Raw genomic sequence first — 12,006 nt, 5'->3', positions numbered from 1 at the left:
GATACGTTAGTCCGGAATTTACGCCTATGGAGAGTACAAGAACTTGTGAGTAGATTGATATTTATATCATCAAAAGCATACTCGTTGAAGTAGGAATGGAACATAGAAGTTTATAACTTTTTATAAGTTTTCAGTAACGGTACATATATATGAGTAACAAAGGTTATAGTCGCCCAGGATTATTTGGAACTATGAAGCATTATGACGCGGACGGAAACTTTATAGGAGAGAGCCGTCCAGGCTGGCTTGGCAGCATGGAGAATTATGATGCCAATGGAAATAAGACTGGTGAAAGTCGTCCAGGCTGGCTTGGAAGTATGGAAAATTATGATGCTAATGGAAACAAAATAGGTGAAAGCCGCCCTGATTGTTTTGGAAATATGAATCATTATAATGAAAATGGACATAAGACAGGACATAGCGATAAAGGTATTTTTGGAGGATGGAACCATTTTGATGAATAAAAAAGATACAAAGATCAACCGAAATGATATGCTGGAATTAACCCGCAGAATGACATTATCCAGAAACTGCTTTGTGCGTGCAGCAGGAGCATATATAGATGATGAGGGATACATAGATAATACCTTCAATGTAAGCTTCAAAAATATGAGCAAACATGATCAGCAGGTAAATCTGAATCTTGCGAAAACCATTCCTTTTTCCAAAACAAATGAACAGTTAAAACGTTATAAATTCCCTGAAGGGGATATGGCATATGACAGCATCCACAAACTGCTGATGGCATTATCACAATACGGATTAAAAGATGATCTTCTGGTTCAGACTCTCTGTGAACAGCTTGCAGAGGGAATCTGCGATACAAAAGATTCTTCGGATAAAATAAACCGTCTGCAGGGACAGGAGTTTGGAGTTTATATTTATCACGGAATATATGATATCCCCAAGAAAGGCTCAGACCACAGCGAACAGTGGGAATCAGAAGAAATATACAGTTTCCTGATCTGCGTGGTGGCTCCGGTGGATAAAGATTACAATGCCGGAACTCCAAAATGCGGCTTTATTTTCCCTGCCTTTGAAGACCGTTCCGCAGAACCTGGAAAAATAGATGTATTCTTTGAAATACCGGAGCATCCGGACGAAGGATTCCTGAACAGGATGATAGGGAAATAATCGGAACAAGGTGGTCATTTATGAGGAATGCGATAGATAAATCTTAATTATACCATACGCAATTTAATTTAGTCATTTTGTGTATGAATGACTAAATTAAATTGCGTGATGACTAAATTAACGATAAGGTGTTAGTTGATTTGTTAATGCAGGAATATTTCGGATAGAAGTTTTCTGTATTTTTAATGTTTTCGTGAAGAATAGGGTGATTATATGGCAAAAATGACAGTGTATAGTCTTTCTATTGTACAGATGAAAAAAATTCAGGATGTAATGTTAAAAGCCTGTGCAGAGAACGAAGCTATTCGGAGAAATATATCAACTTTGGAAAGGCGGTATATGAATGAAGTGGGCAGATGGTAAGATACGATGCTGCTGGGCAAATCCGAGAAATGAGCGTTACATCCGTTATCACGATGAGGAGTGGGGCGTTCCGGTGCATGATGACCGGAAGCTCTTTGAAATGCTGATATTGGAGTGCTTTCAGGCGGGCCTGTCCTGGGAATGTGTTCTGAACAAGCGAGATGCCTTTCGCGTGGCTTTTGACAATTTTGATCCGGAGAAAGTCAGCGCTTACACTGAGGACAAGCTGGAAGCACTGCGGAGTAATCCCGGCATCATACGAAACCGCCTGAAAATACAGGCTGCCGTTACCAATGCATGGGCATTCCTGGAAATTCAGAAGGAGTACGGCGGCTTTTCGGACTATATCTGGCATTGGACAGATGGCAAAGTAGTCTGTGAAACCGGCCGGACAAGTTCAGAACTGTCTGACTGTATATCAAAAGATTTGAAAAAACGCGGCATGAAGTTCGTGGGAACAACGGTTATCTATGCCTATTTACAGGCAGTAGGAGTTCTCTCTTCTCATGAGCAGGGCTGCTTTTTGGCAAATCAGGAAGCTGAGCATTATAATAGTTATTCATAAGACTGTTATTTCCTGATTTTTATCCATCCTGCATGAAGCAGATGTACACCTGCGGGAATCAGAGAAAGCAGATGTATATATGTGCAGCTGCCTGTTTCTGCATATATCGGCAGAATGAGTGTATGAAATGCAAGATAAAGGTATGTGCCTGCAGCGATGAGATTACACAGAAAAAAACTCCAGCCGAAGATACCGGAAATAGAAGCTGTAAGAATGATGACCAGCGTCAGGGTATCAGGAACAAAGGGAAGATGAATAAAATCAAATTCAGGTTTCAGGGAGAGAAATGCGAGCACTGCGTAAAGAAAAAGCACTGCATTTAATGAACTCATGATCTTAAACGGTAAACTGTAAAAAGGTGTAACAGGGCAGTTGGGCCATAGTTCAACATCCAGTTTCTGTGCAAGCTGGGTTGCTGACTTTGTAAAGGTTATATTTGTCATTACAACAGCTTTATCGCAGTCGTAGAAGTTTGCACCTGCATAGGCTTCCTGAACAGCTTTATTTCCAACGGGATGGGTGTAATATTTACATTGTATCCCATATTTTTTTCGATGTTTGAAAGCAATGATATCGATTCCCTGGTCTCCGGAGCTTTGGGTTACTTTTATTTTAGAAAAATGCTTTCGTTTTAGTATCTTTGCACATTGATATTCAAATTCATATCCATCCATGTGTTGAATCTCCTGTATTATATAAAATGTATAGCAGTCTGCAGCAAAATAAGAATACCATGTTTGATGATAAAGAACAAGTGTTTTGCGAAGAAAAGAAGAATGGGTTATTGTTTACTGGCTGGTTTACTGGTTGCGTTACTGAGACGTTACCGAGAATGGAATAAACAGTAACGAGAATGGTTACTCTTTGCGGGAATTGTGTTATAATAGTCTTTGATTTATTGCTGCTGAAAAAAGTGGACAGTTTATAGCGAGCCTATTAAATGCACTATTTACGAGGATTGCTATAGTAATTATACAAAACCGTAAGAGGGGGAGGAACATTTGAAAAATTTTGAAGAAATTATGTCGGAACGAAAAAACCGTATAGAAGCCAGAAAGGACGAGCTGATCCGCAGGAGTCTGCTGTCTGAAGAATTTCTGGAAATGATCCAGAAAAATAAAAGGCCCTTTGATCTGCTGATGTCTTACTATCAGTGTGCTGTCATGGAGATTGAGACAAAATTCAGAGTGCTGAATCAGGAGTATTCCCTGGAATATGATAAAAATCCTATCGAGGGTATTAAAACCAGAATTAAATCTTATGACAGCATTGTGCGGAAAATACGCAGAAAAAATATTCCCATGTCTTTAACTGCTATAGAAGAAAATATCAAGGATATCGCAGGTGTCCGGGTAATCTGTTCTTTTCCGGAGGATATCTATGAGCTGGCAGACAGCTTTCTGCGCCAGGATGATATTGTACTGATCGAGAAAAAAGATTATATAAAAAATCCAAAACCCAGTGGTTACAGAAGCCTGCATCTGATCGTGCAGGTGCCTATCTTTCTGCAGAAAAACAAAAAAATGGTAAATGTGGAAGTCCAGTTTCGAACTATCGCCATGGATTTCTGGGCAAGTCTGGAACATAAGCTTCGCTATAAAAAAGATATCCCGGCAGATCAGGCACAGCAATTGCAGGAGGAGCTTCTGGCGTGTGCCACCCAGAGTGCTCAGTTGGATAACCGGATGCAGGAAATTCGTAATCAACTGGTCAGCAGAGCTGATAAGGGGAATCAATCCTGAGAAAGTTCCTTATTTCAGGAACTTCCTCAATAATTTTTCATAAATTTTTCTATATGGCTGGTATCTCATTGGCAGATCCAGCCATGTTTTTTTGTCTACAATACTCTTATAGTGGGAGAAGGTATGAAAACCGTCTTTGCCATGGTAGGAACCCATTCCGCTTTCACCAAAGCCGCCAAATCCCATCTCACTGGTTGCCAGGTGGATGATGGTGTCATTGACACATCCGCCTCCGAATCCACAGTGGGAAGTAACTTTTTCCGCAGCTTCTTTGTCGGAGGTGAAGATATATAGTGCCAGAGGATGTGCCATGGAGTTGACCTTTTCGATGGCCTCATCCAGGGAATCATAGGCCAGCACAGGAAGCACAGGACCGAAGATTTCCTCCTGCATTACTGCATCCCCGAAGGTTACATTATCCATAACAGTAGGAGCGATCTGAAGAGCTCCCGGATTGTTGTCACCGCCGCAGACTACCTTGCTGGGATCGATCAGATTGCAGATACGAGTAAAGTGCTTTTCATTAATAATTTTCCCATAATTCTTATTATTCAGAGGTGTGGAACCAAACTGTTTCCTGATCTGTTTCTGGATCTGTCGGATCAGTTCATCCTTGATTTCTCTGTCGCAGTAAATATAATCAGGTGCTACACAGGTCTGACCACAGTTGAGATATTTTCCAAATACGATTCTTCTGGCTGCAAGTTTCAGGTTGGCACTTTTCTCTACAATGCAGGGGCTTTTACCGCCCAGCTCCAGGGTAACCGGGGTCAGATGTACAGATGCTTTTGCCATTACTTCCCTGCCAACATGCTGGCTTCCTGTAAAAAAAATATAGTCAAAATGTTCATTGAGAAGAGTGTTATTTTCCGCACGTCCGCCGTTTACCACAGCCACATACTGGGGATCAAAACATTCGGTGATAATGGTTTCAATCACCCGGCTAGTGTGAGGAGAGTAGGCACTTGGTTTCAGTACAACTGTATTTCCGGCTGCAATCGCATCGATCAGCGGATCAATGGTGAGCAGGAAAGGATAATTCCATGGGCTCATAACCAGGACAACACCATAAGGAGATGGCTTCTTATAGCTTCTGGAAGCGAACTGGGCAAGGGGAGTCAGTACTGTTTTTTCTTTTGCATAGGAAGGTGTATGGCGGATCATGTAGCTGAGTTCTGAGAGCACAAGTCCCACTTCACACATATAGGATTCAAAGTTGCTTTTTCCAAGGTCACGTTTCAGTGCTTCATTGATCAGTGGTTCATATTTCTGAATACAGGTCTTTAATTTTTTTAAGGCATCCAGCCTTTTTTCTACCGGTAGGGTGGCACCTGTGTAAAAATAGCTGCGCTGTATCTGAACGATTTCTTTAATTTCTGTTTCTGTCATAATACACAATCTCCTTTTTCAGAAGTCAGAGACATCAGCATGTAATAAAATTTCTCCAGTTCGGAGGCATCCATAAGCTTCGGCACAGGATACAGAGGATTGGCCTCTTTATCTGCATAATGGGCAAGCTTGGGGATATCTGTTTCCTGGATTTCTTTTACAATATTTACGATTCCAAATCGCTCTTTCATCTCTTCAATTGCCCGGATAAAAAGTTCTGCTGCTTCATGGTCCGGCGTATTTTTGTCTGCAAGTCCTGCTGCAATGGCAAGTCTGTGTAGCTTTTTGTCAATGCAGGAGCCATATTCCTTAAGCACCAGTGGCAGCAGAATGGCATTGGCAAGTCCATGGGGAACGTTGTACTGTCCGCCCAGGGAATGAGCGACTGCATGAACATATCCTACATAGGATTTGGTAAAAGCACAGCCAGCATAGAAGGAAGCGTGGAGCATATTTCGTCTTGCCTGAATATTATCGCCATGCTCATAGGCAATATCTATATTTTCAAAAATCAGTTTTACTGCTTTTAATGCATCCCTGCGTGTATCAATGGTGGTGGAATTGCCGATATATGCCTCCACTGCGTGAGTCAGGGCATCCATACCTGTAGTTGCGGTGATAAATGGGGGCAGGCTTAAGGTAACCTTGGGATCTAGCACAGCATAGCGGGGAATCAGCGGAAAATCATTGATGGCGTATTTATATCTGGTGTCTGCATCTGTGATTACAGCGGCGAGAGTGGTTTCACTTCCTGTTCCGGCAGTGGTTGGAACTGCCATGAGAAGGGGAAGTTTCTTATGCACCTTCAGGATTCCCTTCATCTGGGCCAGAGACTGATTGGGTTTGACCGCACAGGCACCGACTGCCTTGGCACAGTCCATGCTGGAACCGCCGCCAAAACCGATGATGGCATCACAGCCTTCTTTATGGTAAAGCTCCAGGGCTTCGCGGACATTGACAGTGGTAGGGTTGGCAACTGTTTTATCATAAATGGTATAGGGGATGCCAGCTTCATTTAAAGCTTTTTCCAGTCTTCTGGTAAGTCCAAGCTTCATGATACCGCCATCTGTAATGATCAGTACATGAGTACATTTGTGGCGCATGATGATTTCAGGGAGTTCTTTGACGCTTCCTGTGATTTTAGGTTTTCTGTAAGGTAAAAAGGGAATTGCAATGTGAAAAGCTTTCTGAAAAGTCCTGCAATATATTTTTCTGAGAGTGTTCATGGATAATTCCTTTCTTGACGGCAGCCTGCTGTTTTGCAGACTGCCGGACAGCAGTTACTTCAGAAAAAATATAACAAGGTAAAAAAGAAAAGTCAATATATTTTGATATTCAAAATTTATCTTTGGTAAAAGAGCTTATTTTAATATATATAAAAATAGCAGAAGCAACTTTATACGAACATATCCATAAAATTTTACGAAACTACGAAAATCAGTTGACAATGGAGTAAGCTTATACTAACCTAAAGTTAGTGAAATATAACACTACTATAAAACAGTAGTGTTATAGTAGAAAAATTTGCTCCATAGTAAGTGGATATGAGGGAGGAATGAAAAAAATGTTTCTGCAGATACAGGGAATTAAGAAGTCTTTTGGTGCGGGAGACAGCCGGGTAGATGTGCTTAAGGGGCTGGATCTTGACATTGAAAGAGGAGAGTTCTGTGTGCTTTTGGGGCCGTCCGGTTCCGGTAAGTCCACGCTTCTGAATATTATCGGTGGGATTGACAGTGCAGACGAAGGAAATCTGGTCATAGACGGGGAGCGTCTGGCAGATATGTCAGAGAAGAAGCTGTCTTTGTACAGACGTAAGCATCTGGGATATATTTTTCAGATGTATAATCTGATTCCCAATCTTACAGTGCGGGAAAATATAGAGGTGGGAGCCTATCTCAGTGATAAGCCTCTGGATGTAGATGAATTGCTCCATACGCTGGGAATCTATGAGCACCAGAGAAAGCTTCCCAATCAGCTTTCCGGCGGTCAGCAGCAGAGGACTGCTATCGGCAGAGCAATTGTGAAGAATCCGGACATTCTTCTCTGTGATGAGCCTACAGGAGCCCTGGATTATAATACCTCCAAGGAAATCCTGAAGCTGATCGAGACGGTAAACCAGAAATACGGCAACACCATCGTCATGGTAACACACAACGATGCCATCAAGGATATGGCTGACCGGGTGGTGAAGCTTCGCGATGGGATGATTCGTAAAAATTACATGAATGAACATAAAATCCCGGCGGCAGAGCTTGACTGGTAAGGAGGCATATGATGAAAAATCCTTTACGCAAACGCCTGCCCAGAGAACTGAAGGGGGAACTGGGAAAATATCTGGTGGTCTTTATTCTGATGGTATTGACCATAGGAATGGTTTCCGGATTTCTGGTGGCAGACGGAAGTATGATTGTTGCTTATAATGATGGATTTGAAAAATACAATATAGAAAACGGAAATTTCCGTACCAATCAGCAGATATATAAAAGCCAGAAAGAAGAAATCCAGAATCTGGGAATAAAGCTGTATGAAAATTTCTATATTGAAGAGCCTCTGGATAATGGAAGTACCATGCGCTTTTTCAAAAACAGGATAGAAATCAATGGAGTATGCCTGATGAAGGGAGAACTTCCGAAAGCAACAGGGGAAATTGTCATTGACCGTATGTATGCAGATAATAATGATCTGAAGGTGGGAGACACCTTGAAGAGCCAGAGCGGTAAGCAGACCTGGAAGATTACAGGCCTTGTGGCTCTGTCTGATTACAGCTGTCTTTTTCAGAATAATAATGATTCCATGTTTGATTCTGTGAAATTCGGAGTTTCTGTGGTAACACCGGAGGAGTTTGATGCCATGGACCAGGATAAGCTCCAGTACAATTATTCCTGGATCTATGATAAACAGCCCAAAACAGAAAAAGAGGAAAAGGATGTTTCAGAAGAACTGATGGAAAATATAGGGGAAATCATTACCTTGGAAGCTTTTGTACCCAGATATCTGAATCAGGCCATCACCTTTACCGGGGATGATATGGGAAGTGACAAGGCTATGATGCTCATATTGTTATACATTGTAATTGTCATTATGGCTTTTGTATTCGGAATTACCATCAGTAATACGATTCGCAGGGAAGCAGGGGTGATCGGCACACTCAGAGCTTCCGGCTATACCAGGAGAGAACTGATCCGGCACTATATGGCATTGCCTGTCCTTGTTACACTGGTGGGAGCTCTGGTGGGAAATATTTTGGGATATACAGTATTTAAGAATGTATGTGCAGGAATGTATTATGGCAGCTATAGTCTGCCTACTTATGTGACCGTATGGAGCGCAGAAGCTTTTCTGCTTACAACAGTAATTCCGGTGATCATTATGCTGGTGGTGAATTATGGTGTTCTCCGACACAAATTGCGTCTTTCCCCGCTGAAATTCCTGCGCAGGGATCTTTCAGGCAGAAAACGGAAAAAAGCGATTTATTTAAGCCCTGTCATAAAAATCTTTTCCAGATTTCGTCTTCGTGTGATCTTTCAGAATATGAGCAATTATCTGGTACTGTTTATCGGGATTATCTTTGCCAACCTGCTGCTGATGTTTGGATTACTCCTTCCTTCGGCTTTATCTCATTATCAGGTAGAAATCCAGAACAATATGCTGGCAAAATACCAGTATATGCTTCAGGTTCCGGTAAGTGCAGCCAGTGGAAACAAATTTGACAGTTTGTTTTCTATATTGGAATTCTATATGTCTGCGGAAACAAAGAATGAAGATGCAGAAGAGTTTTCGGCATATTCCTTAAATACTCTTCCCGGAAAGTATAAGAGCGAGGAGGTTCTTTTGTATGGAATTGAGCCGGACAGCAGATATGTAAAGGCTGACCTTGATAAAGGAATCTATATTTCCAGTGCTTATGCGGACAAATATGGGATTCATCCCGGAGACACCATTACCCTGAAGGAAAAGTATGAAAAGGAACAGTATTCTTTTAAGGTAACAGGAATTTATGATTATACGGCAGGCCTGTGTGTATTTATGACCAGAACTCAGCTGAACGAAACTTTTGATCTGGGACAGGATTATTATAGCGGATATTTTTCAAATACCAGGATTACAGATATCAAAGACAAATATATTGGATCAGTGGTGGACCTGGATGCACTGACCAAGATTTCCAGGCAGCTGGATGTGTCTATGGGAAGTATGATGGGAATGGTAAATGGATTTGCTATTGTGATCTATATGGTACTGATCTATCTTCTTTCCAAGATCATTATCGAAAAAAATGCCCAGTCCATTTCAATGGTAAAAATTCTGGGTTACACAAATGGTGAAATCAGCAGGCTATATATTATGTCTACGTCTTTGGTGGTGGTGTTCTGTCTGCTTTTGAGTCTGCCGTTGGAAACAGTAATCATGAAAGTTCTGTTCCGGGAGATGATGCTGTCAAGCATTTCCGGCTGGATTACGCTCTGGATCGACCCGATGATCTATGTGCAGATGTTTGCAGCAGGAATCATTACATACGGAATCGTGGCCCTGCTGGAATTTCGGAGAGTGAAGAAGGTTCCTATGGATGAAGCCTTAAAAAATGTTGAGTAGGACAAAATTTGATAAAAATTTGACATTATCTGGAATTTGTGATACGGTTACACAGGAAACTGTTAGACCAATCAGTTGGAATAGGAGATTATTATGAGAAAAAGAACAACTTCAAGAGCAAAGGAAACTATTAAAGAAGCAACAACAAAGGCTACAGAAGCAGTCAAAGAGACAGTTGAGAAAACAACTGTAAAGGCTTCAGCAGTAATTGAAGAAGCAAAAGACGCTGCAGCCGATATTGCGAAGGCTCCGGTTGTAGAAGAAGCAAAAGAAACTGTAAAGAAAGCAGTGAAAGAAGTGGCTAAAAATATCGACATCAAAAAATTCGCAGAAACAACTATCGAATTACCTGGTTTTGCAGTTACAATGAGCTCCATCGAGGAAGCAATCAAAAAAGACATCAAAGACAAAGGCATCGAAGGAAAAGAAATCAGCGTTTATGTAAATGTTGAGCAGAAAGCCGCTTACTACACAGTAGACGGACAGGGCTCTGACGATTACAGAATCGACCTGAATACATTATAATCCGTGATCATTTTTTATAAAACGAAAATGGATGTCTGCAGGAATCTGGAAAAGAAAATCTGCAGACATAAAAACAGCAGGAATGTTCAGAGAATGAGCAGACCTGCTGTTTTTGCGTATTATTGTTTGTTTAGGGAATTGCTATAATAAAATGGTATCTCAGAATCTCAGGAAGCTTCCTGCTCGAACAGGTCTTCCCTTGTAATATTCTGGGCCCATTTTCCCTGACGGTAATGATGTAATACCCATGGCCATTTCACAAATTCATCTGTACATAGCAGGAAATACACCCACAATACAGGCAGCTTCAGAACAAAGGCTGCGAAAAATCCCAGAGGTACCGCGTATATCCACATATCAATGGTATCGCAGATCAGTCCAAACTTCGTATCACCACCCGCGCGGAACACACCGGCGATCAGAGCAGTATTCACCGCAGAACCCATAATATAATAGGTATTGATAAGCAGCATGTATTTCAGATAATGCATGGCGCCGTCATTTAAGGATGCAAATCTCATAACCAGAGGCGTGATGGCAAATACGATCACACCGCCAATGGCACCGGCTATAATGGTCATCTTAAGCATTCTGGAAGCATACACCTTCGATTTCTCCAGATCCCCTTTTCCCATTACATTTCCAAGAAGAATTGTTCCTGCACTGGCAATGGCAAAGCAGAAAACAGAACCGATATTGCGGACAACCGTAACCAGAGAGTTGGCTGCAACAGCATCTGTGCCAAGATGCCCAAGGATCACAGAATACATGGAGAAAGCAACACTCCAGGAAACGTCATTTCCAAGAGCAGGAAGTGACAGCCGGATGAAATCATTAAATAGCACCTTACTGCGAATAAACATAAAGGTCAGATTCAGTTTAACATCCTTACTGAGGAAAGACACGATCACACATGCCACCAGTTCGACCAGTCTGGAAGTGGCAGTTGCAATGGCAACTCCTGCAGCCCCCAGCTTTGGTGCTCCGAACAGTCCGAAAATAAAGGTGGCATTCAGGATAATGTTAAGGATAAAAGCCAGCATATTCAATGCCATACTGACAGTTACGCGTCCGACACTGCGAAGAATTGCCAGATAAACCTCTGTAATTCCCCAGCACAGGTATGTAATCCCCATAACCCTCAGATAAGAAGAACCAATGGAAATCAGTTCCTGATCAGAAGTAAAAATCTTCATCATAAGCTGAGGAGCAGTAAATGCGATCAGTGCCACGATCCCGGAGATCACAATAGAAAAGCGAAGGGCAATTCCCTCAATCGCATGGATAGCCTGCATATTATTTTTTCCGAAATATTGCGCGCACAGAAGAGATGCGCCTGTGCCAAGTCCATAATATACCATAAACAGGATATTGGAGTAATTGGCAGCCAGGGACACTGCGGAAATCGCAGACTGTCCCACGTAATTAAGCATAATTACGTCTGCGGAGTTAACCGCTGCGCTGAGCAGATTCTGGATAATGATCGGAATCGTCAGCTTAACCATCTGCCGGTAGAAGTCATCCTTGCCGGCTGATAATGTGTTTGTCATACTTACCGTTACTGAAAACTTATAAAAAGTTATAAACTTCTATGTTCCATTCCTACTTCAACGAGTATGCTTTTGATGATATAAATATCAATCTACTCACAAGTTCCTGTACTCTCCATAGGCGTAAATTCCGGACTAACGTATC

12 protein-coding genes are annotated in these 12,006 nt (G+C 41.8%); 8 read left to right on the top strand and 4 right to left on the bottom strand.

The window, feature by feature from the left end; translation table 11 throughout:
* Window positions 1-191: 191 nt before the first annotated feature.
* The 4 genes from G4417_RS15650 (at window position 192) to G4417_RS15635 (ending at window position 2,062) form a co-directional block, all read left to right on the top strand.
* A complete protein-coding gene (locus G4417_RS15650; protein WP_243872180.1) occupies window positions 192-464 on the top strand; it encodes a hypothetical protein in 273 nt (90 codons plus the stop codon).
* Complete coding sequence (locus G4417_RS15645; protein WP_173684169.1) at window positions 457-1,134, top strand: DUF4317 family protein; 678 nt, start codon at window positions 457-459, stop codon at window positions 1,132-1,134. Before G4417_RS15650 ends, G4417_RS15645 begins: the two co-directional genes overlap by 8 nt.
* 213 nt (window positions 1,135-1,347) lie before the next feature.
* Entirely contained in the window at window positions 1,348-1,497 is a 150-nt protein-coding gene (locus tag G4417_RS15640) for a hypothetical protein (RefSeq protein ID WP_173684162.1), read from the top strand.
* A complete protein-coding gene (locus tag G4417_RS15635; protein WP_173684163.1) occupies window positions 1,478-2,062 on the top strand; it encodes a DNA-3-methyladenine glycosylase I in 585 nt (194 codons plus the stop codon). The genes G4417_RS15640 and G4417_RS15635 overlap by 20 nt, the downstream gene beginning before the upstream one ends.
* A gap of 5 nt (window positions 2,063-2,067) precedes the next feature.
* Here G4417_RS15635 and G4417_RS15630 read toward each other — a convergent pair whose 3' ends face one another.
* Entirely contained in the window at window positions 2,068-2,736 is a 669-nt protein-coding gene (locus G4417_RS15630) for a restriction endonuclease (RefSeq protein WP_173684164.1), read from the bottom strand.
* A gap of 348 nt (window positions 2,737-3,084) precedes the next feature.
* Between G4417_RS15630 and G4417_RS15625 the strand changes: the two genes are divergently transcribed.
* A complete protein-coding gene (locus tag G4417_RS15625; RefSeq protein WP_025578246.1) occupies window positions 3,085-3,804 on the top strand; it encodes a GTP pyrophosphokinase in 720 nt (239 codons plus the stop codon).
* Between the two features lie 9 nt (window positions 3,805-3,813).
* Here the strand turns inward: G4417_RS15625 and G4417_RS15620 are convergent, their stop codons facing one another.
* Together G4417_RS15620 and G4417_RS15615 are read right to left on the bottom strand one after the other, a co-directional pair.
* Window positions 3,814-5,193 carry an aldehyde dehydrogenase gene (locus tag G4417_RS15620; RefSeq protein WP_173684165.1) on the bottom strand — a complete coding sequence of 460 codons (1,380 nt, stop codon included), beginning with the start codon at window positions 5,191-5,193 and terminating at the stop codon, window positions 3,814-3,816.
* Window positions 5,190-6,419, bottom strand: a complete 1,230-nt coding sequence (locus G4417_RS15615; protein WP_173684166.1) for an iron-containing alcohol dehydrogenase — start codon at window positions 6,417-6,419, stop codon at window positions 5,190-5,192. The genes G4417_RS15620 and G4417_RS15615 overlap by 4 nt, the downstream gene beginning before the upstream one ends.
* Before the next feature lie 338 nt (window positions 6,420-6,757).
* On the opposite strand from G4417_RS15615, the gene G4417_RS15610 reads away from it, so the two are divergent.
* The 3 genes from G4417_RS15610 to G4417_RS15600 all read left to right on the top strand — a co-directional run bounded on the left by G4417_RS15610 (window position 6,758) and on the right by G4417_RS15600 (window position 10,311).
* Window positions 6,758-7,456 (top strand): ABC transporter ATP-binding protein, encoded by a 699-nt coding sequence (locus G4417_RS15610; RefSeq protein WP_118574548.1) that lies wholly within the window; start codon window positions 6,758-6,760, stop codon window positions 7,454-7,456.
* 11 nt (window positions 7,457-7,467) lie between these two features.
* Window positions 7,468-9,786 (top strand): ABC transporter permease, encoded by a 2,319-nt coding sequence (locus tag G4417_RS15605; protein WP_173684167.1) that lies wholly within the window; start codon window positions 7,468-7,470, stop codon window positions 9,784-9,786.
* A gap of 93 nt (window positions 9,787-9,879) precedes the next feature.
* Complete coding sequence (locus G4417_RS15600; protein ID WP_022381044.1) at window positions 9,880-10,311, top strand: DUF6465 family protein; 432 nt, start codon at window positions 9,880-9,882, stop codon at window positions 10,309-10,311.
* A 167-nt stretch (window positions 10,312-10,478) separates the two neighbouring features.
* On the opposite strand, the gene G4417_RS15595 is transcribed toward G4417_RS15600, so the two are convergent.
* Window positions 10,479-11,861 carry an MATE family efflux transporter gene (locus G4417_RS15595; RefSeq protein ID WP_173684168.1) on the bottom strand — a complete coding sequence of 461 codons (1,383 nt, stop codon included), beginning with the start codon at window positions 11,859-11,861 and terminating at the stop codon, window positions 10,479-10,481.
* Window positions 11,862-12,006 lie beyond the last annotated feature (145 nt).

It is taken from the genome of Blautia wexlerae, assembly GCF_013300825.1.
GTDB classification, from domain to species: Bacteria; Bacillota; Clostridia; order Lachnospirales; family Lachnospiraceae; genus Blautia_A; species Blautia_A wexlerae_B.
This window is presented reverse-complemented; position numbering and strand designations above follow the sequence as displayed.

Bases quoted from the DNA above. Each gene is read 5' to 3' on its own strand.
- G4417_RS15650 (WP_243872180.1), top strand. From the start codon at position 192: ATGAAGCATTATGACGCGGACGGAAACTTTATAGGAGAGAGCCGTCCA.
- G4417_RS15645 (WP_173684169.1), top strand. From the start codon at position 457: ATGAATAAAAAAGATACAAAGATCAACCGAAATGATATGCTGGAATTA.
- G4417_RS15640 (WP_173684162.1), top strand. From the start codon at position 1,348: ATGGCAAAAATGACAGTGTATAGTCTTTCTATTGTACAGATGAAAAAA.
- G4417_RS15635 (WP_173684163.1), top strand. From the start codon at position 1,478: ATGAAGTGGGCAGATGGTAAGATACGATGCTGCTGGGCAAATCCGAGA.
- G4417_RS15630 (WP_173684164.1), bottom strand. From the start codon at position 2,736: ATGGATGGATATGAATTTGAATATCAATGTGCAAAGATACTAAAACGA.
- G4417_RS15625 (WP_025578246.1), top strand. From the start codon at position 3,085: ATGTCGGAACGAAAAAACCGTATAGAAGCCAGAAAGGACGAGCTGATC.
- G4417_RS15620 (WP_173684165.1), bottom strand. From the start codon at position 5,193: ATGACAGAAACAGAAATTAAAGAAATCGTTCAGATACAGCGCAGCTAT.
- G4417_RS15615 (WP_173684166.1), bottom strand. From the start codon at position 6,419: ATGAACACTCTCAGAAAAATATATTGCAGGACTTTTCAGAAAGCTTTT.
- G4417_RS15610 (WP_118574548.1), top strand. From the start codon at position 6,758: ATGTTTCTGCAGATACAGGGAATTAAGAAGTCTTTTGGTGCGGGAGAC.
- G4417_RS15605 (WP_173684167.1), top strand. From the start codon at position 7,468: ATGAAAAATCCTTTACGCAAACGCCTGCCCAGAGAACTGAAGGGGGAA.
- G4417_RS15600 (WP_022381044.1), top strand. From the start codon at position 9,880: ATGAGAAAAAGAACAACTTCAAGAGCAAAGGAAACTATTAAAGAAGCA.
- G4417_RS15595 (WP_173684168.1), bottom strand. From the start codon at position 11,861: ATGACAAACACATTATCAGCCGGCAAGGATGACTTCTACCGGCAGATG.